The organism is Paraflavitalea pollutisoli (assembly GCF_029360705.1).
Lineage (GTDB): Bacteria > Bacteroidota > Bacteroidia > Chitinophagales > Chitinophagaceae > Paraflavitalea > Paraflavitalea pollutisoli.
This window is the reverse complement of record NZ_JARKMX010000006.1, coordinates 84008-110266: the sequence shown is the minus strand read 5'-3', so window position 1 is coordinate 110266 and position 26259 is coordinate 84008. Positions and strand designations below refer to the sequence as shown.

The 26259-nt window shown below is 51.4% G+C and carries 18 protein-coding genes; 1 reads left to right on the top strand and 17 read right to left on the bottom strand.

The genetic code is table 11. The features are described from left to right. Window position 1 precedes the first annotated feature (1 nt). The 10 genes from kduI to P2W70_RS13535 all read right to left on the bottom strand — a co-directional run bounded on the left by kduI (window position 2) and on the right by P2W70_RS13535 (window position 16835). Window positions 2-832, bottom strand: coding sequence for a 5-dehydro-4-deoxy-D-glucuronate isomerase (gene kduI / locus P2W70_RS13580; protein WP_276482017.1), 831 nt, complete (start codon window positions 830-832; stop codon window positions 2-4). Between the two features lie 48 nt (window positions 833-880). After that, window positions 881-1645 carry an SDR family oxidoreductase gene (locus P2W70_RS13575; RefSeq protein ID WP_276482123.1) on the bottom strand — a complete coding sequence of 255 codons (765 nt, stop codon included), beginning with the start codon at window positions 1643-1645 and terminating at the stop codon, window positions 881-883. After that, a complete protein-coding gene (gene uxaC, locus P2W70_RS13570; RefSeq protein WP_276482016.1) occupies window positions 1629-3113 on the bottom strand; it encodes a glucuronate isomerase in 1485 nt (494 codons plus the stop codon). Before uxaC ends, P2W70_RS13575 begins: the two co-directional genes overlap by 17 nt. 15 nt (window positions 3114-3128) lie before the next feature. Beyond that, complete coding sequence (locus P2W70_RS13565) at window positions 3129-4781, bottom strand: UxaA family hydrolase (RefSeq protein ID WP_276482015.1); 1653 nt, start codon at window positions 4779-4781, stop codon at window positions 3129-3131. Window positions 4782-4833: 52 nt separating this feature from the next. Beyond that, entirely contained in the window at window positions 4834-6357 is a 1524-nt protein-coding gene (locus tag P2W70_RS13560) for a tagaturonate reductase (RefSeq protein WP_276482014.1), read from the bottom strand. A 170-nt stretch (window positions 6358-6527) separates the two neighbouring features. Then, window positions 6528-8471 (bottom strand): glycoside hydrolase family 88 protein, encoded by a 1944-nt coding sequence (locus P2W70_RS13555; RefSeq protein WP_276482013.1) that lies wholly within the window; start codon window positions 8469-8471, stop codon window positions 6528-6530. 14 nt (window positions 8472-8485) lie between these two features. Continuing rightward, window positions 8486-10054, bottom strand: coding sequence for a glycoside hydrolase family 28 protein (locus P2W70_RS13550; protein WP_276482012.1), 1569 nt, complete (start codon window positions 10052-10054; stop codon window positions 8486-8488). A 404-nt stretch (window positions 10055-10458) separates the two neighbouring features. Then, complete coding sequence (locus P2W70_RS13545) at window positions 10459-12162, bottom strand: RagB/SusD family nutrient uptake outer membrane protein (RefSeq protein WP_276482011.1); 1704 nt, start codon at window positions 12160-12162, stop codon at window positions 10459-10461. Window positions 12163-12196: 34 nt separating this feature from the next. Further along, the gene (locus tag P2W70_RS13540) at window positions 12197-15421 is read right to left on the bottom strand and encodes a TonB-dependent receptor (RefSeq protein ID WP_276482010.1); all 3225 of its coding nucleotides are present in this window, start codon (window positions 15419-15421) and stop codon (window positions 12197-12199) included. Between the two features lie 298 nt (window positions 15422-15719). Continuing rightward, complete coding sequence (locus P2W70_RS13535; RefSeq protein ID WP_276482009.1) at window positions 15720-16835, bottom strand: FecR family protein; 1116 nt, start codon at window positions 16833-16835, stop codon at window positions 15720-15722. A 195-nt stretch (window positions 16836-17030) separates the two neighbouring features. On the opposite strand from P2W70_RS13535, the gene P2W70_RS13530 reads away from it, so the two are divergent. Further along, the gene (locus P2W70_RS13530; protein ID WP_276482008.1) at window positions 17031-17456 is read left to right on the top strand and encodes an SRPBCC family protein; all 426 of its coding nucleotides are present in this window, start codon (window positions 17031-17033) and stop codon (window positions 17454-17456) included. 73 nt (window positions 17457-17529) lie between these two features. On the opposite strand, the gene P2W70_RS13525 is transcribed toward P2W70_RS13530, so the two are convergent. The 7 genes from P2W70_RS13525 to P2W70_RS13495 form a co-directional block, all read right to left on the bottom strand. Continuing rightward, window positions 17530-18549 (bottom strand): tetratricopeptide repeat protein, encoded by a 1020-nt coding sequence (locus tag P2W70_RS13525; RefSeq protein WP_276482007.1) that lies wholly within the window; start codon window positions 18547-18549, stop codon window positions 17530-17532. Between the two features lie 129 nt (window positions 18550-18678). After that, window positions 18679-19350 (bottom strand): RNA polymerase sigma-70 factor, encoded by a 672-nt coding sequence (locus P2W70_RS13520; RefSeq protein ID WP_276482006.1) that lies wholly within the window; start codon window positions 19348-19350, stop codon window positions 18679-18681. Between the two features lie 90 nt (window positions 19351-19440). After that, on the bottom strand, window positions 19441-21084 hold the full coding sequence (locus tag P2W70_RS13515) for a glycoside hydrolase family 43 protein (protein WP_276482005.1): 1644 nt from the start codon (window positions 21082-21084) through the stop codon (window positions 19441-19443). 31 nt (window positions 21085-21115) lie between these two features. Next, on the bottom strand, window positions 21116-22132 hold the full coding sequence (locus tag P2W70_RS13510; protein WP_276482004.1) for a zinc-binding alcohol dehydrogenase family protein: 1017 nt from the start codon (window positions 22130-22132) through the stop codon (window positions 21116-21118). A 21-nt stretch (window positions 22133-22153) separates the two neighbouring features. Then, window positions 22154-23143: a pectinesterase family protein gene (locus P2W70_RS13505; protein WP_276482003.1), complete on the bottom strand. Its 990-nt coding sequence runs from the start codon at window positions 23141-23143 to the stop codon at window positions 22154-22156. Window positions 23144-23228: 85 nt separating this feature from the next. Next, window positions 23229-24656 (bottom strand): pectate lyase family protein, encoded by a 1428-nt coding sequence (locus P2W70_RS13500; RefSeq protein ID WP_276482002.1) that lies wholly within the window; start codon window positions 24654-24656, stop codon window positions 23229-23231. 27 nt (window positions 24657-24683) lie between these two features. Further along, window positions 24684-26252 (bottom strand): DUF5123 domain-containing protein, encoded by a 1569-nt coding sequence (locus tag P2W70_RS13495; RefSeq protein WP_276482001.1) that lies wholly within the window; start codon window positions 26250-26252, stop codon window positions 24684-24686. Window positions 26253-26259 lie beyond the last annotated feature (7 nt).

Below are 26259 nucleotides of genomic sequence, written 5' to 3'. Positions count from 1 at the left end.
ATTAGCGGATGTCGGCAATGGCTACAGCATCCATATCCGTATAGGTGTAGTTTTCACCGGCCATACCCCAGATGAAGGAGTAAGCGGCGGTACCACAACCGGAATGGATGGACCAGGGCGGCGACACGATCGCTTCATGATTGGCGATGAGCAGGTGTCTTGTCTCGGTGGGCTCACCCATAAAGTGAAACACCCGGTGGTTTTCCTGCACATCGAAATAGAAGTACGCTTCCATGCGACGGGTGTGTACGTGCGCAGGCATGGTGTTCCAGACACTGCCACTGCTCAAAACGGTGAGGCCCATCACAAGCTGTGCGCTCTGAATGCCGTCGGCATGAATGTACTTATAGATCGTACGGCGATTGGCGGTAGTTTGATCTCCCATTTCTGTGGGAGATGCTTCTTCCCGCGTCAACTTACGCGTAGGATAGGGAGCATGAGCCGGAGAAGACAGGAGATAATACACAGCAGGCGCTTTCGCATCGTTGCTGGTGAAGCTTACTTTCTTAACGCCTTTACCGAGGTAAAGACAGTCGAGTTTGCGCAGGGAAAACTTTTCGCCATCCGCTTCTACGACACCGTCACCACCCACGTTGATAATGCCCAACTCGCGGCGTTCTAAAAAATAATCGGCCCGAAGTTCCGGATGATTGGGTAACTCCACTGCTTTGGCAACGGGTTTTGCCCCGCCTACGATCACGCGATCGTAATGCGAGTATACCAATTTGATCTGGTCATCCTGCATGAGGCCGGGAATGTGAAAATTCTCCCGCAGTTCCGCGGTATTCATGCGGCTGGTTTCCTTCGGACTATTCTGAAATCTTATCTCCATGATCCTATTCGAGTTTATTATACGTTGTACGAGTTGTTCTTGCTGCGCTTAGCGGCCCATCCAGCCACCATCTACGGTGAGGATGGTTCCATTCACATAGCTGGATGCTTCTGAAGCCAGGAACACCACAGCGCCTTTGAAATCTTCCGGATCACCCCAGCGACCTGCGGGAATGCGATCCAGGATGGACTTGCTGCGAACGGGATCGGCGCGCAATGCTTCCGTATTATCCGTTGCGATGTATCCAGGTGCTACGCCATTCACGTTCACGCCTTTGGCTGCCCATTCGTTGGCCAGTGCTTTGATCAGACTACCCAGCGCGCCTTTGCTGGCTGCATAGGAGGGTACATTGATACCTCCCTGGAAGGTGAGCAATGAACAGGTGAAGATGATCTTACCACTACCCCGCTCTACCATGTCGCGGCCGATCTCGCGGGCCAGGATAAATGGTGCGTCGAGGTTGATTGACATGACCTTATCCCAATATTCATCGGGATGTTCGGCTGCCGGCTTACGCATGATCGTGCCTGCATTATTGACCAGTATGTCGATCGTGGGGTTTTCTGCTTTTACTTTTGTGATGAAGGCATTCAGGCTGTTGCGATCGGAGAGATCGGCCTGGTAGGCTTTGAACGTACGACCGAGGGCTGTTACCTGCTTTTCGATATCGCTGCCACTGAGCTCGAGTGAACCCGATACACCGATGATATCAGCGCCGGCTTCTGCCAGGCCCAGTGCCATTCCTTTTCCGATGCCTTTGTTACAACCTGTTACGAGTGCTGTTTTTCCTTTCAGACTAAAGTGATCCAGAATTGCCATGATGTGATTTACCGCTTTTTAGAATATTTTTTTCCGTGATGATCGATTGTTTCTCTACATACTGCCAGTTGAAGTAATTCTTGGCATTGTGGAAACAAATGTCCTGTATCACTTTGCCTACCCAGGGGATGTCATTGGGCAGTTCACCGTTTTCGATCTCTTCACCAAACAGGTTGCACAAGATACGACGGAAATACTCATGGCGGGGATATGACAGGAAACTTCTTGAGTCGGTGAGCATACCCACAAAACGGCTCAATAATCCCATATTAGAAAGCGTATTGATCTGTTTGGTCATACCGTCTTTCTGATCGAGGAACCACCAGCCCGAACCCCACTGGATCTTACCCGCTGCTGAACCATCGTTATAGTTACCGATCATCGTAGCCATCAGTTCGTTGTCGGCGGGATTGAGGTTGTAGAGGATGGTCTTGGTGAGCTTGTCATCCGTATCGAGCCTGTTGAGGAATTTCGACAGCGATCTTCCCTGGGGGAAGTCACCGATCGAGTCCCAGCCTGTGTCAGGTCCCAGCTGACTCAACATACGGCTATTGTTGTTGCGCAACGCACCGAGGTGGTACTGCTGCACCCAACCACGCTCCCAATCCCACTCGGCAAATACAACCAGCATGGCCGATTTGAACTTTCTGCGTTCTGTGAGGTCGAGGTCTTTGCCACTGCGGATCTTGTCGAAGATGGCGTTGATCTCGGAATCTGTATAATCTTCTGCGTAAATCTCTTCAAGGCCGTGGTCCGATACATTACAACCATGGGCTGCGAAGAAATCATGGCGTTTCTTCAGGGCTGTGAGGTAGTCGCTGTAAGAACCGACCGATACATTGCCAGCTTTCTCTACGCGGGCTACATACTTATTGAAATTGGCAGTATGGTCTACATTCATCGCTGCGTCGGGTCTCCAGGCTGGCAGGATGGGTATTTCAAAACGCTCGGCCTGCAGTTGCGCGTGGTACTCCAGGTTATCGACCGGATCGTCGGTAGTACACACCAGGCGCACGTCCATTTTACGAAGCAAGTTGCGCACACCGAAATCGGGTGTTTGCAGCTTGGCGGTACACTCTTCATAGATCTCCCTGGCGGTATCGGGGTTGAGCACTTTATCGATGCCAAAATACCGTTGCAACTCGAGGTGCGTCCAATGATATAGGGGATTGCGTAATGTATAGGGAACTGTTTCTGCCCACTTCTCAAACTTCTCATAATCGGAGGCATTACCGGTGCAATACTTTTCGTCGGCACCATTGGTACGCATCGCACGCCACTTATAGTGATCGCCGTACAACCAGATCTGCGTCAGGTTCTCAAACTGCTTGTTTTCTGCGATCTGTTGCTGGGGCAGGTGACAATGGTAGTCGATGATGGGCATATTCTTCGCATAGTCATGGTACAGCTTCTGGGCTGTTTTGCTATGCAACAGAAAATGTTCGTCCAGGAAATTCTTCATAATAAGTGTTTCAATTTATAATGACACGCCACGTTTCCAGGGAATGAAATCATCCTGTCCGTGCCTTACAGCATGTACGATGGTTTCTCCGCTGGCTACTTTCACAATATAATCCAGAATCCGTTCGCCACATTGTTCGATGGTCTCTTCTCCTTCGATAATGGTACCGGCATTGAGGTCGATGATATCGCGCATCTTGTTGTATAGGATCGTGTTGCTGGAGATCTTCACCACTGGTGCGATCGGATTGCCGGTGGGCGTTCCCAAACCTGTCGTAAACAATACTACGGTTGCTCCGGAGCCCACTTCAGCCGTCGTAGACTCTACGTCGTTACCGGGTGTGCACAGGAGGTTGAGGCCCGGTTTGGTCACCTTCTCGGGGTAATCGAGTACATCGGCTACCGGAGAAGTACCTCCTTTTTTGGCGGCACCAGCAGACTTGATGGCATCGGTAATGAGACCATCTTTGATGTTACCGGGCGACGGATTCATATCGAATCCCGATCCTACGGCCACTGCACGGGCATTGTAGGAACGCATGAGGTCAATGAACTTTTTGGCACTGTCCTGCGTCACACAACGATCGCTGATCTCCTGCTCTACGCCGCACAACTCCGGAAATTCGGACAGGATCACCGAGCCTCCCAAAGCCACCAGCAGATCGGAGGTATAACCCACCGCCGGATTGGCCGAGATACCGGAGAAACCATCGGATCCACCACACTCGAGACCAATACAGATCTTGCTGAGTGGTGCGGGCTTGCGGCCATTTTTATCAGCTTCCACGAGACCGGCAAAAGTTTGCTTGACGGCTTGCGCCAGCAGATCGGTTTCGAGCCCTACTTTCTGTTGCTCCATGATGTACAAGGGCTTGCTAAAGTTGGGTGCTCTTTTAGCAATTTCTTCCTGCAGCATCGTTACCTGCGCATTCTGGCAACCGAGGCTCAATACAGTAGCACCCGCTACATTGGGGTGTGTGATGTAGCCCGCCAGCAATCCACAGAGGGTCTGTGCATCCTGCCGGATCCCACCGCAACCACCTTCGTGCGCCAGGAATTTAATCCCGTCGACATTAGGGAACAAATGACGACCTGCCTCGCCGTTGCCGGACGCGGTGTCTTTGAACTCCACGGTGTCAATATTAACGCCATTCTGATAGGCAGCTATCAGTTGTTTTGTCAAATCATTATACTTTTTTGGCCGGGCGTAACCCAGCTCTTCGAGCAGCGCTTCCTTCAATACTTCCACATTGCGGTTTTCGCAAAATACCAGCGGTACAACCAGCCAGTAATTGGCGGTACCCACACTGCCATCGGCGCGGTGAAATCCATTGAAAGTCGCGTTCTGCCAGCGACTGATATCGGGCAGGTGCCAGCCTGTACGACGGGTGTCGGACAGTGCATATTCTTCTGCCGCATGCTTCAGGTTGGACGTCGAGATACGTGCACCAACCGCAATATCTTCTTTGGCCTTACCGATCAGGACACCATACATGGTCACGGCACCGCCGGCAGGCAGGGATTCGGTCGTAAATTTATGCTTGGCAGGAATATCTTCCACAAGCGTGTACTCGCTGCCATTGTAGGTAATTTTCTGTCCTTTGGTGAGGTCCTGCAACGCCACCAGCACATTGTCTTTCGGATGCACTTTCAGCACGATCTGTTTCATATCTGTATTACTCCTTTCCTTTTAAACAACGAGGGTTTGGGTATGGTTCGTATTAAGCTGTCACGCCGTCGGTTTGCAGGCTTTTCATAGCAGCCATGGATCCTTTCTTGATCAGGTAGTCGAGCTTGTTGGTCACTGCTTCGGAAAAACCAGGCAGTTGAGCCAGGTTGGTATCCCAGAAAGCTGTATCGCTCAATACTTTTTGCACCAGGGCCGGGGCTTCCGTATCAGCCCATTTGGCGGCATACCAGGCGGCGTGGTCGTCGTTCACCAAGTATTTCTTGCCATTGTATTCACCGTAGTACTTGCCATCGTCACCCTGGGTACATTTCATGAACAGCAGGTGAGCGGCAAAGCCCAGCGCCATGTATTCCGGAATATTACCGGCTTTTTCATAGTGGCGGAGCAACAGCGGAATGTTGCGCATTTTCATCTTGGATGAATATTGAACGGTGATGCTCAACCACAGGTGTTCGATGTAGGGGTTGCGGTACCGGTCCAATACCTTGAAAGCGAAATCCTTAGCAGCCTCTACAGAGATGGTGTCGCTGGCTACAGCGGGTACCATTTCCTGCAGCATGAGGGTACCGATAAAGGCGTTGAAGGTCGCGTCATCCATGGCCGACTTCACGGTCGGAAAGTCCGCCAGGTGCGCCAGTCCGCAACTAAAGGTATGTGAACCATTGAGCAAACGCAATTTTAGCTCCCTGAAAATATTGATATCCGGGGCGATCACCACGCCGGTATCGGCTTTCGCAAAGGAAAGTACGGCCTTCACCTGCTCGTTATCGGATTCGATAGCCCAGAGGCGGTACACTTCCGACATGATCATCAGTTCATCGCGGTAGCCATTGTCGGCTTCCATTTGCTGGTGCTGTACTGCCGGTAATTTGCCAGGTACGATGCGGTCGACCAATGAATTACAGAAATAATTATAGGTTTCGAGCCAGTCCAGGAACGCTGTTTCCAGTCCATTCTGGTGCGCCAGCTCCAGTACGATGGCTTCGAGTTTCTTGCCGTTGTCGGGGATGAGTTCAGTGGGCACGATAACCATGCCTTTGGTTTTATCGCCCTGAAACACCTTGAAGCGCTGGTAGAGGAATGCAAGCAGTTTGCCCGGGAATGATTCTGGGGGTGAGGCATGTACATTGTCCTTTACCAGGGTGATACCTACTTCAGTAGTATTGGAAATAATGAGCTGCATGTCGGGATTGGCGGCGCAGCGCAGGATCTCCTCCCACTCGCTTTTGGCAGCCAACACGCGGCTGACCGATGCGTTGAGTATCTTTTCTTCTACTTTCCGTCCATCTTCGATGCCCTGAATGCATTGTGTGTAGAGACCATCCTGTTCGGCAAATGCATCGGTGGCACCCGCACCCGTCGATTTCACTACTACGATGCGACCATTGAAAATGCCTTGTTTGTTAGCTTTATCAATGAAATAATCGGGTAGTCCACGCAGGAGTACTCCGGTACCGAATTGCAATACTTTCTCAGGTAATTCAAAATATCCGGCAGCCGGCATCTCGATGCCAGGTGTCTTCATGTTTGCCAGCGTTTTCTTTGACAGGTTCATACTTGTATTTATAATTTCCAGCGTTCACCCAATGCCCGGGCGACGCTAATGGTTTCTGGTAATGTAATTACACGACAATGACGGTACACCATTGGCGTACCGTTATCGTTGTTTTTCTTTATTTCCTGCCTGTATCCCATGTTCACTGCCCGCTCACACAGGCCTTACCTTTATTTTTTATTCGTTTGTGCGATCAGCCATTTTACAAGATCGGTGGCTGCGTTGTAGTTCTCGTATTCAGCCGGCAGCTTTCTACCGTCAACATACTCGTTGTAGAACCAAGGATCGCCTACTGCAAACACGGTTCCTTTACCATATTTGGCCACGGCCATCACGATATCCTTGCCACTGGCATCTTTGAATACCGCCGTAGCTGGTTGCTTCACCTCGAGACTGCTGTATTCTTTGATGTAAATCTTCTTCGCTGTTTTAAAGATCGCATCCTGTGCCGTTGGATAAAAGGCCCCTTGTTCGTACTGATTACCCTGCACGCGGTTCAGGCTGTTCTCATTGAAGTGAATGCCAAAAGCAGCGCCCAGCTGGTTCCAATGTTCAAACTCTGCATTGCCGGTATCATTCCCCATGAGCAGCAATACGCCACCGGCCTTTACCCACTCGCTGATGGCTTTGATATCAGCCGTTTGAATGAAGTGCGGATCGGCTGTTTCTTTTTTCGTGTCGGGATCTACGACGATGTATACGGATGCCCCTTTCAGGTTTTGTGCGGTCGGTGCAGATTCCAATTGCGTCGTACGCATACCGTAGGTGCGGAAGATATCTCCCAGCATAGCAAAGCCACTGTTGGCCTTATCATCCCAGGTATAGTGAAAACGTGATTTGGTGCCATTGGGTTCTTTCTTCCACTCGTTGTTGAACCAGGTATCGAGCAATACCGTTTTGCCTTTACCTACAGACTGTGTGGGAATCAGTTCTACTTCCGCCGCGCATTTTATGAAGGCGCCTACGCCTTTCGGATCGTTCACGATCACGGGCTCGCTCATGTAGTAAGCAAAGCTGCCGTCGCGGTATGGGTTGCCACCGAGGCCTGATACTTTTACCGTGCCTTTGAGGTTGGTTTGCCCGTTGGCATCTGTTTCTATGAATGTTTTGATGAGCCCGGCATAGCCTTTCTGCACAGCCGGCCCATAACTAGCCGGCAGGTAGCCCAGGCGTACCCCTTTGGCCAGGGTATATACCAACATAGAAGAGCCGGAAGCTTCGTGGTAATTGCCTTTTTCAGTGGGCATGTCCACGATATCGTACCAGACGCCGGTTTTGGGGTCCTGTACTTTTACGACTGCTTTGGCAAAACGGTTGAGGATGCCGATGATGGAATCACGACCGGGATGACCAGCAGGGAAATGATCGAGTGCATCGACCATGGCCATGCCGTACCAGCCCAGGGCACGGCCCCAGAAATGCGGTGAAAGTCCTGTTTCCTTATTGGCCCATTTCTGCACATGTTTTTCATCCCAGCCATGGTATAGCAGACCGGTCTTAGGATCGCGGGCATGTTTTTCCATCAGCACAAACTGACGGGTTACGTCGTTGAAGATCGTATCCTCATTGAATACCTTGGCATATTCAGCATAGAATGGCTGACCCATATACAGGCCATCGAGCCACATCTGTGAGGGATAGATGTTCTTATGAAAGAATCCACCTTCTGTTGTTCGTGGATGCGTAAGCAATTGTTTACGCAACAATTCGGCTGCCTTCCGGTATTTCTCCTTGCCGGTCACCCGGTACAGGAAGAGAATGAGTTTGCCATTGTTGATGTGGTCGATATTGTATTCGTCGGGACGATAGCCTTTGATGGTGCCATCTTCCTGTACGAAGAAGTCCATGCTGCGTTGGATATAGTTGTAATAACGCACGTTGGCGGTGGCATTCCAGATGCTTTCGACTCCTTTCAGGATCACGCCCTGGTCGTAGCTCCAGCGGGCTGGCTTATCGGGTGTCAGGGCAAAGGAATCGCTCCAGATCTTCATGGCCGTATGTGCCATTTCCTGCGACCATTTGGTGGCAGGGTTGGTGGTCATTTTTGTACTGGTTTGGGCTGTTGCGTGATGCAGGGCAGCCACAGAGCAGGTTATAGCGAGGAATTTCTTCATGACGGGCAATCGATTTATTTCAGGGTAACGCTCTTTTCAGAGGCACCAAATTCATACTGTATTTTTTGCTTGGCCCTGGAGGCATCGGTATCGGTGATGGCGATCTTACCGCTGCGGTCACCGCCTACGCGGAAGAGCAGGTCTGCTCCATCCTGGTAAGTGATCTTTTTAAAACTCAGGTTGTCGCTGTTGAGTATATCCACCACCGGGTTGCTTTGTTTTGTGATCAGCTTGATGTTGCTGAAGCTGATGCCGGTTGCTTCGCTGCAATCAATTCCTTTGTTGGCCTGCAATACCATGTTTTGCAACCGGATATTCTGGATGTGCATTTCGGGCAGGCCACGGATGAAGATCCCTTTTTCGGCTCCGTTGCACACCACGTTATTCACCAGGATATCGCGAAAGATCGGTGTTGCTTCCGTGACTGGCAGCATCTCTACCTTGGGCGCTTCCCGCTTTTCACCATTGAGGGGAATGGGATCTTTGGCCATATAGTACATATCAAACAGGATGGCCTCGCCGGGAATGTCCTTCATGTAAATGTCGTTGATGTAGATCTTCTCCACGATGCCGCCGCGACCACGGGTGGTCTTGAACCGGATGCCGATATCGGTACCGATGAAGGTACAGTTGCTGACATGGATATTGCGGGCGCCACCACTCATCTCGCTGCCTACTACAAAGCCACCATGTGCATGGTAAACGATGCAGTTGCGGATGATCACGTTTTCGGTGGGCATGCCCCGCTCACGACCTGCTTCGTCGCGACCGCTCTTCATACACAGTGCATCATCGCCCACATCGAAAGTGGAGTTCTCGATCAACGTGTTCTTGCAGCTCTCGAGATCGATACCGTCGCCGTTCTGCGCATACCAGGGATTCTTGACGGTTACATTGCGCAAGGTGATGTCTTCACTCATCAGCGGGTGCAGACACCAGGCCGGTGAGTTTTGCACGATGATCCCTTCCAACAGTATCTTTTTGCATTTGGTCAGTACCACCATATTGGGCCGCAGAAAGTCTTTGATGGAATCATAAAAGGCAGCCGGTTGAGCGGGATCTATCACACCCGGATTTTTCAGCTTCGAGCCTTTGAGGGCTTTTTCTGACGGATACCAGGTACGGCCGTCGGTGCTGATACCACCGGAGGCCACCAGTTTCTTCCACTGCGTTTCGGTGAGTTTGTCTTTTTTCACCATCCGCCAGGCGTCGCCGTTGCCGTCGAGGATACCATGACCGGTGATGGCGATGTTCTCCTGTCCTTCTGCAGAGACAGGCGATTGGTTGCGCCATTGCGGCAACCCTTCCCAGTTGCCTTTTACGAGCGGATACTGGTTGAAGTCGTCTGTGAACTGTATCACGGCCCCTTTTTGCAGGTGCAGGTTGACATTACTTTTAAGTACAATAGGTCCTGTATTCCATAAACCGGCAGGCACCAGTACTACGCCACCGCCTTTTTTGTTACAGGCTTCCATGGCTTTGCCAATGGCTGTGGTGTTGAGCGTAACGCCATCGGCAACAGCGCCATATTTGACAATATTGAATGTGTCTTTCTTAAAGATGGGTTGAGCTATTTTCGGCATCGTTTGTGCCGAAACTTGTAGGGCAGTTGAAACCCATATGACAAGCAATGCTAATTTCTGTGTGGTCTTTTTCATTGTAATCGTTTCCGCCGCACGGGTAATTGGTGACAGTGATTGAAGGTTCGGACAACAATTGTAATCAGATATTCATTATTAACGAACTCATTTCCACTGTTTTTTTACGCAAACGTTGCCGAAAGCGTTTTCGTTTTCCGGGTGAATTGCGGTTGCTGGTTTTACGGCAAACGGCCTGAGGGCCCGGTAAGCTACCGGGCCGGCCGTGTTGGTTGGTTGTACAAGGGTTTCGTAAAACCCAGACACTTGTATTCCTTTTGGTTAACCAGGAGGCGGCTATCGTGCCGCGCCTGTTTGTATGCCTTGCTGTCCGGAAGGTCTGGGAGTGGTTAGTTGTATCCAGGATTCTGTATGAACTCCGTTTTATTAGAAACGGCATCGATCTGGCTTTGTGGGATCGGCCGCAGGTTGTGGTAGGGCTTGATATTGGGTGCCGCCTGTGGATTGAACTGCGTTACCCGGTCCACGAGCTTGCCGGTACGCTTCAGGTCGAACCAACGCCATTGCTCTCCAGCCAGTTCACGCGCCCGCTCATCGAGGATGAAGTCGATGGTCACGTCGGCATCGGTAATATCGAGTGTATTGGCTGGTAAACCGGTGAGTACGGCACGCCTCCGCACTTTATTGATCAGATCTGCTGCGTCGGCTTTCAGGTTCAGGTTGAGTTTAGCTTCTGCCGCAATCAGGATGATGTCGGCCAGGCGAAAAACGACCGCATCGCGGGCACTTTGCTGCTCCGCTACCGTAGGACGCGTAGGGTCGAGGAATTTCTTCAGTGAAATGAAGTTGGAGGTATTTCTCGGCGTACCGTTCGTATTGTACACATTGGTACGATCGAATATCTCGTATTTACGGCTGTCGCGGAAGGCATTGGTCACGACCGTGCTCTTGGGGATCCAATGTGCCGTATCACCAGGATTGAGTGTAAAGTTCTGCTTGGCACCGGTGGTCAGGGTTCGCTCATACGTGGTCGCCGTTGTCTTGTTGCTGAACCAGATGTCCTGGAAACTGCCTGCATAACGAGCGTCTTTGGTTTCATCGTACAGGTCGAGCAGGAATCGCGACGGCATGTACCGGCTGAAAGGACGGCCATAAGGAATATCGCGCACCATGCCGGGGCGCACATCGTACTTCTGCAGGAACATCAGGTGGCCATTGTGCGCGCCCCGTGGATGCCCACCAGGATAGACGATCGCACCGGCTGGTCCCTGAAAATCATTCAAGGCCAGGTTGGTGGAATAATTCACTGCCCAGATGATCTCTTTATTCGACTGGGTAGCCATATTCCACAACGAGGCATAGCTTGTCTGCAAGGCCAAGCCATAATCATTGATCACCTTATTGGCATAATAAAAACTGCTGTCGTAGTTTTTGGTATATAGAAACATTTTGGAAAGAAATGCCTCTGCTGCAGGTTTGGTTACCCGACCTACATCACTGGTGGTGAGGGGCAGGCGCGGCGCTGCCCACCGCAGGTCGGTCAGTATTTGCTGGTAAAAAGTATCTACCGGTTTACGATTGGCGGTGGTGACGATACCACTGGTTTCGTCGAGGGTAAAATGTACCCCTCCCCAGGTCTCTACGATGGTATAATAATACCAGGCACGTAACATACGCAACTCCGCCTCGCGGGTGCCCTTTAGGTTATCTGATAATCCGGACTGCGGCACCCGCCTGATCAAAGCATTGCAGAGATTGATGACGGAATACAATCTTTGCCAGTTGGCCGTAATGATCACGTTGGTGGAGTTGAGACCGGCTGTAAACTGTGTCAGCTCGGTATTGGGATCATCTACCCCGCTTACCCATAGATCGCTCGATGCTTCATACAGATGATAACCAGCTTCCTTGCCCCAGAGGTGGCGGTTGTAGCTATAGGCAGCACTAACACCTGCCTCAAAGCCCGCAGGTGTATTGAAGACCACGTCGGCGGTAAGACCACCGGGGTTGTATTCTTCCAGTTTTTTTGAACAGGCAGCAGCCAGCACCATCATGGTGACCATCGCTGCCAGGTATATGGTAATTCGTTTCATGTTTACTTTTTTTGTTGGTGCGATTCCTGGATGTTTAGAAGTCAACGTTGATACCGGCTACGACCAGTTTGGTCAGCGGATCGTTCAGCGCTCCTCCCCTCTCTACATCGTAGTTGTCGATCTTCGAAAAACCAAAAAGGTTCTTGCCGGTCACATAGAAGCGCATGCCCGATACGCCAAATTTGTTCAGGAATGGCTTGGGCAGGTTGTAGCCCAGGGTGATATTCCTGATCTTGACGAAAGAGCCATCCACATAGGCCAGTGTAGACGAATAGGGCAACGCCGCGAACGAACTACTCGTGCGTGGATGGGGGAAATCATTGGAAGGATTCTCGGGTGTCCAGTAATTGACCCTGGCGCCATTCTCACGGCCCGGCAGGTGTACCCGGCTGTAGTAAGCGTATTCCATGGTCTGCCCCACACGGGCAAAGACAAATACATTCAGGTCGAAGTTCTTGTAGCGGAAGTCGATATTGAGGCCAGCATTCCATTTCGGCACCAGTTGGCCCACCACTTTTCGATCGTTCAGGGCACTGATGACAGAGTCTTTGGTTCCCATGTCTTCGACCCGGATATCACCGGGTTTTTGGTTGTACTTCTTCGCCAGGGTGGAATCGGCGAGCTGCCAGATACCGATCTTATTGAAGTCATAAGACACCCGGGTGGGGTAACCTACAAACCACTCATTGAGGGGATCATCGATGCCCCCTACGAGGGAAGTGATCTTTTCTTTGGCGGTGAAGAAGCTGAGGCCCAGGTTGAGGCTAATATTCTCTTTGCGGATTACAGCAGCATTCAGGTTGATATCGATACCCGTGGTCTGCGTACTACCGACATTGTCGAACGTGGCCGATACGCCCGAGGTCATAGGCAGTTTGCGCAAGGTGAGCAAGTCGGTGGTTTTGGTTTGGTACAGATCGATGCTACCCGACAGCCGGTTGGCAAAGAAACCGAAGTCGATACCCAGGTTGAGCGCCTTTGTTTTTTCCCAACGGAGGTTGGCATTGCCGATGGTATCGCTGAAAGCAAAGCCAAGGGCTGGATTATCGCCAAAGGCGTTGGGGATACGTATGAGGGTAGATTGTGTTTTGTAGGCGGTGATGGCATCGCTTCCTGTTACACCATAGCTCAGCCGTAATTTGAGGTCGTTGAGTTTGCTGACGTTTTGCAGGAAGGCCTCATCGCTGATGCGCCAAGCCAGGGCTGCGGCGGGGAACACATCCCATTTATTGCCAGGACCCAGTTTGGACGATCCATCGGTGCGCACGCTGACGGAAGCCAGGTACTTGCCTTTGAAGGAATAATTAATACGGCCCGCATACGACACGAGGTTCTCTTTCGAATAACCACTCGTGATACCGAGGTTTTCGGTCGAGTTCTGCAAGGCATAAAACAGTTGGGAAGGCAGTATTTGTTTGTTGCCCTGCGCCTGGATGAATTCATTGTTGATCTCCCAGAACGTGGTGATACCGGTAAGGGTGAAGTTATGCTCGCCTATTTGTTTATTGTAGGTGAGGATATTTTCCCAGTTGGTATTACGGCCCCTGGTGGCTACACCAAAACCGAGTGTCCGCAGGCCACGTTGCGACATGGAGTTGAGATCGAAGAAAGCGCCCTGGCGCGAGTCGGTAAATACGAACCCGAGGTTGCTTCTCAAAGAAAGTCCTTTGAAGGGCGTCAACTCGAGGTAGGTAGCTGCCAGTGTGCGGGTGATCAGTGTGTTGTTGGTCGCGACACCGGGTTGCTCGTCGGCCAGCGGGTTCCAACGTGCCTGGTCGTTGACCGGGAACAAGATGATATTGCCGGCACTATCATAGGGTGTAGACCAGGGTGCTACCTTGCTGGCCTCATCCATGGGGTTGGTGCGTGCGTCGATATCGTAATACGTAAGCTGCATCTGCATACCCGTTTTGGCGAACTTACCCAGCGTCTGGTCGACGTTCATGCGACCGGTATACCGCTTCAACTCATCTCCTTTCAGCAATCCTTTTTCATTGTAGTAATTGAGCGAGAGGTATACCTTGGTCTTGTCATTGCCGGCCGACACGCCTACCTGGTGTTCCTGTTGGCTGCCATCGCGGAACAACAGGTCGGAATAATTCGTATTGATGCCATTGCCAAGATTCTTCAGTTCTTCTGCACTGAACAGGAGTCCATCATTTGCCTCACTGGTCCAGGTGCCCGATGGGTTGATGCCTGCCAGGGGAATGCGCCGGTTGGCTTCCCTTCTCCAGGCACGGTACTCGTCGGAATTCATGTAATCAGGATAGTCGGATACCGACGATACACCGTAGTAAGAATTGAGGCTGATCTTAGGTTTGCCATTGCTGCCGCGTTTGGTGGTAATGAGTATTACTCCATTGGCGCCACGTGATCCGTAGATGGCTGTAGAGGAGGCATCTTTCAATACTTCGAGCGACTGAATATCGTTGGGATTGATGTCCTGAAAAGTGTTGTATTGTATACCATCGACGATCACCAGGGGGGCATTGCTCGCCATGAGCGACCGGTTGCCCCGGATGGTGATGTTGACACCAGCAGAAGCCGATCCGCTGGTACGCATGATGTCGGCGCCGGGTAGTTTTCCTTGCAGGCTTTCCATGACGTTGCCGGATGGTACTTTTTTGATCTCGTCGCTTTTGACGGATACTACAGCGCCAGTGAGGTCTCTTTTCTTGACCGCGCCGTATCCGATCACCACAATATTTTCGAGGTTGCGGGCCGCAGATGTCAGCGATACATTGATCGCCGTACGTGCGCCCACTTTGGTTTCCTGGGCTTCATAGCCAACGTAGGAGAACACCAGTATATCTTCGTCATCGGCGTTGAGGGAAAAAAGGCCCTGATCGTTGGTGGTGGTGCCTTTTTCAGATCCTTTGATGCGGATGGTAACACCGGATAGGGGCACGCCATTGTCATCAGTGATCTTGCCGGTAATGGGTTTTTCTGCCGTGGCGGCCATCTGCTCCTTCACCACAATGAGGTTGTTTTCCATCAGCAGGTAGATGAGGCCGGTCTTTAGGAACAGCTGATCGAGGGTCTGCCGGATGCTGGCATTCTCCACCTCCAGGTTGACCTTCTGGCGGATGCTGCGGAGCTGGTCATTGTAGAGGAATCGGTAATGAGTCGCCTTCTCGATGCTGGTCAGGATGCCGGCGATCTCGGTCTTTTTAAACCGGAAACTCAACCGTTCCTGCCCATACCCTGTGGCTGACACATTGAGGGCGAACGCAATAAGCAAAATAGTAGTCAATTTCATAACAAGCAGTGCTTTGGAAAGCATAGGATGCCACGATTCCCGGGCAGGGTTTCGCGTCCCCGTTAGAAAACTTTTCATACTTTAGTGAACATTATGGGTTAACAATTCCCGCCGCCTATGGCGGCGGGTACACCAATTTTAACCTGTACAGAACGGGGAATGCTGCAACATTCTCCGTTCACTTTTTATAGCCTTTGCAGGCCAATATTGTGGAGACCGTTCCGGAACAAGGGTACCGGGTTAACGGCGTAGGTTGCTTCAATTATCAGGTGGCATAGCATTCGTTTCTTATTAAGCGTTAATTTTTATTGGCAGACCGTATGTATACATCGTTTCCCTTGATGTCGAAGCGAAAAGCAGTGGCCAATGTCAATGCCTGAAAGGCCTGCTCCACAGTTTCATTCTCTAAAGAACCATTGAATACAAGGTTACGCACCTCCTCATCCTGGAAATGAATGGTGATGTTGTACCAACGTTCCAGTTTCTTGGCCAGTTCGGCAAAGCTGTCTCCCCGAAACTCCAACCGGTTGTACATCCAGGCTGTTTCCAACCGCTCATTTTCTTTCAGGCTGCTATCGAGGTGTACAATGGCCGGTTGTACCCTGGCGGGAGATGGCACCGCCGGTTTGGTCATGGGCTCTGTGATCAATGGTGCCGACTTCGGTAGCACGATCTTCTGGTTGGGATGGAGGAAGATGGGTATACCGGTTGAATCGGCTTTGCGGGTGATCTGGATGAGACCGTGAATAAGCGTCGTTTCTATCGTTGGTTCTTCGTCGTATGATTTTACATTGAAGGCGGTGCCCAATACGCGTATGTTGATGTCACCGGCGTGCACGATAAACGGTTTGCCGGCCTGCTTCACGATATCGAAGTATCCCTCGCCCTGGAGGGTTACTTCACGGGCATTGCCGGTAAAGGCGGGATCATAAGTAATACTGGAGCCTGCATTGAGCCAAACCGTAGATCCATCGGGCAGCAGGGTGCGGGTCTTACTGCCTTTCTTGGCCACGATCTCGTTTTCGGGCACGGTGACTGCCGGGGTCTTCTGGTGTTGTACGTACACTGCCAATAAGATACCCACGACGGCCGCCGCCCCACTCCATCGCCGGATGCCACGCCATAATTTCCTGACCGGTGCTACCCGCAGATCTGCTATAGGCTGTTGATCTGGCTGCTCCCGGGTATCGGGCACTTCGCTGGCCGATCGTTGCAGGATTTGGTTAACCCTGGCCGTTATCTCTTCTGTTGGCACAGTCTGCCTGGGCTTCCACAAGCGCTGCAGGAGCTCATATTGCTGCATCAGCGCAGGTTGCTGCTGCAGGGCCTGCATCAGTTCTTCATGTTCTGTTTGTGATGCCTCCCCGCTCAGGTTGCGGGACAGGAGGAACCAGATATGTTCGGGTCTTTCCATGCTGCCAGTTGGCTTTATACCAGGAAGGACAGCAATTTGAAAAAACACCATTAAGCCATTGAAGGATTTTTTTTAACTTTTTTCAACGGGTCGCAAAACACCTTCTATTTGTCGGTTTTATCCAAGTTGGATTATGGAAGTAGCTGTAAGTTTGTTTCATCAAACAACGAATCACTCAACTTTAAAAGCATAATCATGGAAACGACCAAAAGAACCCAATTAACGATTGAAGCTACGATCAACGCACCGGTAGCTAAAGTATGGCAATACTGGAACGAGCCGCAACACATCATGAACTGGGCTTTCGCCTCCCCCGACTGGCATGCGCCGGCGGCGACCAACGACCTGCAGCCCGGTGGCAAGTTTTCTACCACCATGGCCGCCAAAGATGGCAGCTTCAGTTTCGACTTTGGAGGTGTATACGACGAAGTGGAGGAGAACAAACTGATTGCCTATACCCTGGGAGACGACCGCAAAGTGCGGAATACGTTTAATGAAGAAGGTGGCAAAACGCATATCATTTCTGTTTTCGAAGCAGAAGACACCAACCCGATCGAGATGCAACAAGCTGGCTGGCAAGCCATCCTTGACAACTTCAAGCAGTACACGGAATCGAATTAATCGCAGATACTGTTCGTTAAAAATAAAGGCCGCCCCATCGATGGGGCGGCCTTTATTTTTATACTTGAATCCCTTATTTCTTTCCAATCTCTTTTTTGATCAACTCGATCTCATCTTCGTAATCACCGTCTTCCAGTGGTTCGTCGGAGTCGTCATCGGTACTGAAATACTGGTTATTGAACGTGCGCGATGCTTCGTTGGCTTCCTGGTACAACGCCAGCGCTTTGTGCAGGTCTTTGGCAACGCCGATGCCTTTATGGTAATAATGCGCTAAGTCTCCTTTCGCCACCGTATGCCCAAGATCGCTGGCCTTTTGCACCAATTCCATGCCCCGCTGCGGATCGGCTTTGATACCGCCGATCCCCTGGGTGTAGATCTTCCCTTCCTTCCACCAGGCCCAGGCCTCTTTCAGGTGGTATTGCTGCATGGTATGCAGGGTATCCAAGGCCAGTTCGATCCTGTCGGGGTACTCATCGATGATGAAATCCGCCAGTTCCTTCAGGTCGTCCGATTCACCACCCGCAATGGCCAGTTGGCGCCATTTGATGACGGCTTCTTTATCCGACGTATTAAAATAAAAATGATTGGCCAGTTCATGACAGGCGCGGGCATCGCCGTTCTCTGCCAATTGCGTGAAGAGTTGCAGGCTGACAGCCTCCCAGGCTTGCGGCGCCCGTTCGTCGTGTACCGCCAGGGAAATTTCATTGGCCACCCAATAACGGCAGCCGGCACAATCGCCAAACTCGTCGAGTAGCGGTTGGTATTCTTTGATCTTGCCTTCCCGCAGCGCGGCCGTTTTTTTGCTCAAAGCTGCCCTGTTGCCCAGCTCGCGCAACGAAAAACTGTACAGCGCAATGCGCTCTTCGTCGATGAGGAACAACCGGGTATCGGGAGAAACCGGGTCGGCGGCTCGCCTGTAAAGACAGGCCTGGCCTGCATTGACGGCCATGGCTACATATTGCGTACCCAATCGTTCTACATCGGGCTGCGGCGATGGTGCAAACGCCCAAACCTCCAGCCCATCATCGATTGACACCTTTTCGCCGGCACGGATCGCTGCCGCTGTTGCTTCCATATTACCCAATTCTGCCATAAAACGTTGTAAAGAAGAGTTGTATAGAAGTTAAATATAAGATACTGGCCGTAAAATGCGAAAGGAAGATCATATTTTAACATGAGTGGCCGGTCGGAGGGAAGATCCGGATGACTTACCAGCTATTTCTTACGCTTCCGGTAGCAGCGAGGCCAGTGCGCCGGTCAGCGGTAATCCATAACAAACGAACAAAAGCAGTGAATTGTCGGGCATCCTTCCGCTTTGGCGTGATGCTTTATCAGCCTGCCGCAGGTGGCGATCGATGCCCAGGGCCGTGCAGATCTTTTTAATGGCAATGGCCATTTGTACGTCGACCGTGTTGATGGAGATATTCAATACTTCCGCCACTTCCCGGTGCTTTAAGCCATCTTCCCGCACCAATTTAAAGATGATCTTGCAACGCGGAGGCAGGTTATCTACCGCCTCCTGCATCTTCTTCATGATCTCGGCGGTAACCAAATCATTATAGGGATCGGCAGTCAGGTAACTGCTTTCTATATCGAGGTCATCAAAAGGCGCTTGTATCAGGGAACGTGCTTTTTGGGATACGGCATTCAAAGCCTGGTTCTTGGTGGCGACATACAAATACACCGTCAGGTTATCCACTTCGGATATGCGGGCACGGTTGGTCCAAAGCTTCACGAATACATCTTCCACAATTTCTTCAGCAAGTTCGGGAGAGCGGGTAATGGCGCGGGCGAAATGGAGCAGGCGTTTACTAAACAGCCGGTAGAGCTCGGTCAGGGCAGGTTCATGACCTGTACAGATAGCATCCTGTATGGGGCGCAAGCATTGGGACATAGGTTTACAATCGTCCCGACAAGTGTAGGGAGATTAGCGTTAAATCTACAGCAATATCCTGATTTTATTTACGCAATCGTTACCGATCCCTCAGGGTTTGGTTACCCGGAACCAGTCCACATCTGCAAAACCGGCATCGTTGGTTTGTCCCGGGCGGGTACAGTACAAGCCTGTTTTAGCACCGATCCAACGGCCCGGCTCAGCTTGAAAATCAGTATCTAAGTCGGTAAAACTATTCCCATCGGTACTGTAACCAAAACGACATATGGCACCTGGCAGCACCCGTACCCGGAGCGTAACGGTAACGGAACTGTCACCCAGGCGTGTGAGCACTTTTTCCGTTTCAGCCGTTCCTTTGGCGGCATCCTTACAGGTATTGTATACGAGCCAGATACCGTCTTTCTTGTTCTTCAGCGAGATGGCTGCATAGCTGAGCCCCATCACGACCAGCCCTGCTTTTTCGTTCTCCAGTTTTGGATTGGGCGTGAACGTGAGGCGTGTGGTCATATCGAAAGTCTGGGTTGGCCATTTCTGCAACAATACATTGGGCACCTCCCACAGGTTCCTGGCCGAATCCGGGATCTTATCGGAATACAGGCGTAACACCCCACAGGAAGGATCGAGGAAGGACCAGGTCGCTTTGGGATTGGCCTGCCATTGCCATTGCAGTCCCAGCAAGCGTCCGTTGAACTCATCACTGTCGGCAGGTGTGGCCACCGGATAGGTTTTGCCCACCGCCGGCTTCTTGTACACCAACACAGGCTCCCCTTTACCATCTCCGTCTTTATCGACCCCGATCACCGGCCAGTTGTTGACCCATTTCATGGGTTGCAGGTGTACCACCCTTCCATACGCGTCTTTGTCCTGGAAATGCAGGAACCAGTCTTCGCCCCCCGGCGTATTGACCCAGGCACCCTGGTGGGGACCGTTGATGGGCGTGCTGCCCTGGTCCATCACTACCTTGCGTTCATAGGGGCCATAGATGTTTTTCGAGCGTAGCACCAGTTGCCAACCGGTGGAGACACCGCCTGCGGGCGCAAACAGGTAATAGTATCCGTTGCGTTTGTACACCTTAGGTCCCTCGATGGTCGGATCGGTAGCATGGCCATCATAGACCAGTTTACCTGTGCTGGTTACCCGGGTGCCTTCGGCATTCATTTCTTTCACAACGATCACACTTTTGATGCCCGCGCGGCTGCCCGCATAAGCATGCGTGAGGTATACCTTACCATCTTCATCCCAAAATGGACAAGGATCGATCAATCCCTTACCACCTTCTACCAGGATAGGTTCACTCCAGGGACCGCGTATGTTTTTTGCTTTGATCACGTAGATACCAAAGTCCGGGTCGGGCGAGTAAATATAGAATTCGCCTTTGTGGTAGCGAATGGCAGGCGCCCATACCCCATTGCCATGTTGTGTTTTGGAAAAATGATCGAAGGGCAGCTGGCGGTGCAAGGCGTGACCGATCAATGTCCAGTTGACCAGGTCTTTCGAATGCAGGATCGGCAGTCCGGGAATGGCATCGAAGCTGGAAGCGATCATGTAATAATCTTCGCCCACCCGGATAGCGTCCGGGTCCGAATAGTCAGCGTCGATCACGGGGTTCTTATACGTACCGTTGCCGTTATCGGCCACCCATACTTTGGAAACGGCGGCACCCGATTGGGCATGGACAGGTACGGTTGAGGTCGACAAACAGGCAATGATAGCAAGGGCAAACGTAGAACGCATGAAGCAGTATTTTAACAAAAAGATTGGATGACTAGTCGATGGCTACCATAGCTTTGATCACGCCGTTGGCGGGATCGAGCCAACCGGCAAACTGGTCTTTGGTAGCTTTAAAAGGAACCGTATGGGTAATAAAAGTGAGGGGATCAATCTGCTGGTTCCGGATGCAGCGGATCACATGCTCAAAATCCTCGCGAGTGGCATTGCGGCTGCTCATCAGCGTCGCTTCCCGTTTGTGAAATTCCGGATGCGGGAAGGAGATATCGCCTTTCTGTAAACCCACCAACACGTACCGGGCGCCATGCGCCATATACTGGAAAGCATTGTTGATCGCCTTGCCATTACCAGTTGCATCTACCACCACTGTAGGCATATCCCCGTTGGTGATGGCCTGTAACCGGGCCACCACGTCTTCTTGGGCACCATTGATGGTATATTGCACCCCCAGCTTGTTGCGACAAAAGGATAGCCTGTGCTCGTTGACATCGAGTGCGATCACCTGGGCACCTGCAATATTGGCCAGGGCAATTATACCCAGTCCAATAGGACCCGCCCCTACGACCAGCACAAATTCACCAGCTTCTACCCCTGCCCGGCGTAATCCATGGGCGCCAATGGCCAGCGGCTCTACCAATGCTAGTGCATCGAAGCCGAGCTCTTCGCCATGTAATAATTTATCGGCAGGTACAGCCAGGTATTCCACCATACCGCCATCTACATGCACGCCACACACCTTGATATTGGTGCAGCAATTGGGTTTACCGTTGCGGCAGGCAATACAGGTGCCACAATTGAAATAGGGTATAAAGGAAACCGTCTCTCCTTTTTCGAAACCTACAGCGCCACCGGTATCGACGAGTTCGCCAGCCAGTTCATGGCCCAGTATGCGGGGATACGTAAAAAATGGTTGGGTGCCTTCGAAGGCGTGCAGGTCGGTACCACAGACACCAATGCGGCGGATACGGATCAGGGCCTGCCCCGGTGCAGGCTGTGGTTGTTCCTTGTCACGGTATTCAAACTGTCCGGGTGCGATGCAGATCAATGACTTCATAATGAATACAATATTATCAACTTATTGTGGGTTTACGGCTGGCTCCCAATCGCCGAAAATATGTTTAAAAGTATATTGTTTTGCTTGTTTGGCACTCAGCTGGCGCGACCATGATACACGTTGACCAGCCTGCCCACCCGGACCCACGCTTTGGTATTCCGCGTACAAGACGGTCTTTTCATTCTCCGCATTTCCCCAATTGTTCCAACCCTCTTTGACAATGTGGTCACCCATTGTTGTGTTCAGGAAAACAGTCTTGCTGTTGGGCCTCCACGGTCGGCCGAGAAAAACTTTCTTAGCGGCACTATCAGCAACAAGCGTACAATCGAAGAATACGAACCCAAAACGCTGACGAGCCGTGGTGGCCGCCGCCGTGATATAAGAATTGCTGAGGCTTTTGATCGTGCAGCGTTGAAAGACGACTGTCGCTTCGCCGAACAGGAAATCGGTGGTGCCTTCGATAAAACAATCGCGGTACCACTGCCGGCTGGTTTCCGTAGCAGCGTACAAGGTATCCTGGTTACCCATCAGCTTGCAGTTGGACATCACGAATCGATCTCCTTCCACATGCAGCGCTACCGCCTGCCCTACCCGTCCGGCATCATTCCGGATGGTCAGGTTTTCGGCCGTGCAGTCATTGCCCTGGATCAATACAGTATAGGAAGTATACGTGCTGTATTTGTCGCGACCTACGAAATCAAGACCCGCATAGGCCTTTCCCGAGTAATCGCTGTTGGTGATGATGGTGCTGTCCTTGTCTTCTCCCAACAGCGATATCCTGCATTTCCAGGAAGGGATGACCAGCTTTTCTTTGTATACACCTTTTTTGATGTGGATGGTCACCTGTTGTTGCGACAGATCACGTACCGCATTCACAGCTTCCTGGATCGTTTTGAAGTTACCGCTCCCATCTTGTGCAACGGTAAATGAGGTGGGGTAGGTCGTTGGCTGACCGATCATCTGTAATGAGATCATCAGGCAACTCAGCAGGAGGCAAAAAATTTTCTTCATGGTCGTAAGCTATCTATTGTCGAAACCGGCAAAATACAATTATTGACCGCGAGAGCTATCCCGTACCATCCCATGGCGCATGCCTTTATTGTGCCAGTTCATTCAGGTACATTTCCAGGTTGGTGTATCCTTTGTGCAAGGTGTACAAATTTCCATCAGCCGGATTGTTGGGATTCAATTGGTGTTTTTGCTCCCAGGCATCGGGGATGCCATCTTTATCTGTATCTGTGGGGGCTGCGATAGAATGTAACGCAGGCCAGGCACTGATTGTAAGCTCGTAAGCTGTGCCGTGCGGAAAACCGCCCTGCACATCTATCAAACCACCTGTTCTATCCTCCACATTCTTCACGATGCGCTGGTCCATCGTATCGCGTTTGGGCCGGATGGCACCCACCTGCCGCAATACCAGTTCGTAGGCTTTTTCTGCGGACTGTGTGGTTACCGGTACAATGGAAAAAGGCTGTTCAAGTTTTGCCTGTGCGGGATCGTCCTTATCCTTGCCGTTGCCCAGTCGCACCCCGAGCCAGTTGTCGGCAGTGACCGCTGTCGCTCCATCTACATAGTTCCCGTTCACATAAAACTTGCCATAAGGAATATCGTTCCGGTTATAGGGGTTCAGCAATTGCGACCGTATCTGCTTGCTGGTGGACGGTCCGTATTTGTAATAATTGTTGACGATGTTATAGCGGCCACCTTCACCGGCGTACGTATTGTTGTGCCCCCAATTGTAGATAACATTGTTGCGGTAATCTACATTTTCTTCCGGCGCATTGCGAATTCCTTCAAAGCGGGGCGTGCGGCTGTTGCAGTGTGCGATAAGGTTGTGGTGGGCCGACAGGTGTTTGCCACCCCAGATACCACCATAACCATGGTGCTCATAATCCTTATCACCAGTCTCAAAATGATAACTGTAATTGAGTGGCTCGGCCAGCAGGTTCCATTGCAGGGTAGAGCTGTCGCCTGCGTAAATCGACATCACCTCGTCGGTGCTCCAGCTCAAGCTGCAATGATCGATGAGGATGTGCTTGCGGCGTGTACCACTCAGGGCATCATCGGCGCCATTCCCATCCACCATACCGCCCTTCTGGTATTTATCGCCCATGCGGATACGCAGATAACGGATAATGATGTTGTCGCCGGCGATGGATACGGGCTGGTCGGCAATACAGATCCCATCTCCCGGGGCGGACTGCCCCGCAATGGTGACATTGGCGGCAATCCCCAAATTGCTTTCGAGGTGTATGGTGCCCGATACCGCAAAGACGATGGTACGGGGTCCTTTGGCGATGGCGGCCTCCCGGAAACTCCCGGGGCCGCCATCGTTGAGGTTGGTAACGATATATATCTTTCCCCCTCGGCCGCCTGTTGCATACTGACCAAAACCTTCTGCGCCGGGAAAGGCGATGGGTTTATCGCCAGGTATCACCGTAGCGCTTTTTTGCTGGGCGCTGCAGGACACGATACAGGCAACAACAAAGGCTTTACTCAATAGGGTGCTTCTCATCGTTTTCATGTATAACCTTGGTATGGATCGTTGTCGTTAAGGCCTCCAGCGCGGATCACCAGCGGTGGCCCGTCCGGGGAAGGTATTGTCCTTGATCTTGAAATTGGCATTGGCCGGATCGGTAAACAGTTCCGAAGCATTCTTGGCATAAGGTGTCAAACCGGCAATCGGATTGGTACCTGCCACAAAGTCTTTGGTCGCATAGTTGTTCGTCGTCTCGATATTACCCGTGCTGATACGAATACCATTCACCGTAACATTACTGCCATTGGCCAGGCCAACCCCAATGATGTTATTCTTGAAACTGACGGTATTGATCGCTACGCCATTGAAGTCGACAATGAAGTTACCACCGCGTGCCGCTTCATTAAAGGTCAGGTTCTCCATGGTGAGCGTATTGGCAGCCTGCTTACCGGCTACTACTTTTTGCGCCCTTGAAATGGTGCTGTTGGTGATCTTTATATCATTGATCTTACAGTTGGCGTTGTCCACGTTGACGACACCATAATCGGCAATGCTATCGAGTACACAGTTGTTGATCACAAATTCCGATACGGTCATTACGGCAGACTGCAACCTGGTGAAACCACGGAACACCTTGGCACTGCAAGCCTCAAACTGGATCTTACCGATGGTACAGGCCGCATTGATATTGAAGACATACCGACCTGTGTAGCTATCGCTGTACATATTGAGATCGGAGAAAGACAGCAGATCGATTACACTACCGGCTACGATGTTGAAATTGGCTTTGAATAAGATAGTAGCCCGTTCCGTTGTCGTAAAATCTTCGGCACTCATGATGGTGAGCGATTTGGCCAGGTTGATGGTACCGCCAATCTCGTACAGCTGACCACGTTTCAGCAATACGATGCTGCCTGCGTCCAGGTCAGGCAGGGTATCTGCCAAAAGGCTGGGCTTGTATTCTGCAGTACGCAGATCAATGATCGTACCTGTTGGTTTTGCCTTCGTCTTATAAGTTTCCCACCCACGGATCGTTGTGCCACTGTAAAGATAGATCAGGTAAGCAGTACCATCTTTCAAACCGTCCACTACTTTAAATTCATTGGCGACATCATCCGACGTCAAGGGTATATCTTTCACGAACGAGCTATCCGAGAGCAATTTCACTTTGAGAGAGGTGACGGCTGCACCATCCGATGCCCACCGTATACGTACCGCTTCCTGGGTAAGGTCGCTGATCGCCGGCGACTTCAGGATCGTGGGGAACTTCATCGTTTTGATGGAGCCCAGGGTAGCCCATTTGGAACTGAAAACCGTGTCGGTCGCATTCGCGCGTACCCGCACCCAGTACATTTTGTCCCAGGCCAGGTTCTCAAATACATACAATCCAGAATCGGCCTGTGCCGAAACACCCACCGTTTTGAAAGTATCGGTACTGATCTGCACCGTATAAGATTGAGCATCTTTGATCGCCTGCCAGCTGACTTCGATCCAGTTGCCTTCAGACGCCAACGGCGCTTTGATGACGGGCCTGAACATCCGCACCTTTTCCGTCATGTCATCTTTCTTACAGGCAGCGAGCAGCAGCCCTGCACACAAGCAGGCGCATAACAGCTTTATTATAGAACGTTTGATTTGCATGTTGGTT

What these genes read in the sequence shown, in the direction of transcription:
- kduI (WP_276482017.1), bottom strand. Translation starts at nt 832, where the DNA reads ATGGAGATAAGATTTCAGAATAGTCCGAAGGAAACCAGCCGCATGAAT.
- uxaC (WP_276482016.1), bottom strand. Translation starts at nt 3,113, where the DNA reads ATGAAGAATTTCCTGGACGAACATTTTCTGTTGCATAGCAAAACAGCC.
- P2W70_RS13565 (WP_276482015.1), bottom strand. Translation starts at nt 4,781, where the DNA reads ATGAAACAGATCGTGCTGAAAGTGCATCCGAAAGACAATGTGCTGGTG.
- P2W70_RS13560 (WP_276482014.1), bottom strand. Translation starts at nt 6,357, where the DNA reads ATGAACCTGTCAAAGAAAACGCTGGCAAACATGAAGACACCTGGCATC.
- P2W70_RS13555 (WP_276482013.1), bottom strand. Translation starts at nt 8,471, where the DNA reads ATGAAGAAATTCCTCGCTATAACCTGCTCTGTGGCTGCCCTGCATCAC.
- P2W70_RS13550 (WP_276482012.1), bottom strand. Translation starts at nt 10,054, where the DNA reads ATGCCGAAAATAGCTCAACCCATCTTTAAGAAAGACACATTCAATATT.
- P2W70_RS13545 (WP_276482011.1), bottom strand. Translation starts at nt 12,162, where the DNA reads ATGAAACGAATTACCATATACCTGGCAGCGATGGTCACCATGATGGTG.
- P2W70_RS13540 (WP_276482010.1), bottom strand. Translation starts at nt 15,421, where the DNA reads ATGAAATTGACTACTATTTTGCTTATTGCGTTCGCCCTCAATGTGTCA.
- P2W70_RS13535 (WP_276482009.1), bottom strand. Translation starts at nt 16,835, where the DNA reads ATGGAAAGACCCGAACATATCTGGTTCCTCCTGTCCCGCAACCTGAGC.
- P2W70_RS13530 (WP_276482008.1), top strand. Translation starts at nt 17,031, where the DNA reads ATGGAAACGACCAAAAGAACCCAATTAACGATTGAAGCTACGATCAAC.
- P2W70_RS13525 (WP_276482007.1), bottom strand. Translation starts at nt 18,549, where the DNA reads ATGGCAGAATTGGGTAATATGGAAGCAACAGCGGCAGCGATCCGTGCC.
- P2W70_RS13520 (WP_276482006.1), bottom strand. Translation starts at nt 19,350, where the DNA reads ATGTCCCAATGCTTGCGCCCCATACAGGATGCTATCTGTACAGGTCAT.
- P2W70_RS13515 (WP_276482005.1), bottom strand. Translation starts at nt 21,084, where the DNA reads ATGCGTTCTACGTTTGCCCTTGCTATCATTGCCTGTTTGTCGACCTCA.
- P2W70_RS13510 (WP_276482004.1), bottom strand. Translation starts at nt 22,132, where the DNA reads ATGAAGTCATTGATCTGCATCGCACCCGGACAGTTTGAATACCGTGAC.
- P2W70_RS13505 (WP_276482003.1), bottom strand. Translation starts at nt 23,143, where the DNA reads ATGAAGAAAATTTTTTGCCTCCTGCTGAGTTGCCTGATGATCTCATTA.
- P2W70_RS13500 (WP_276482002.1), bottom strand. Translation starts at nt 24,656, where the DNA reads ATGAAAACGATGAGAAGCACCCTATTGAGTAAAGCCTTTGTTGTTGCC.
- P2W70_RS13495 (WP_276482001.1), bottom strand. Translation starts at nt 26,252, where the DNA reads ATGCAAATCAAACGTTCTATAATAAAGCTGTTATGCGCCTGCTTGTGT.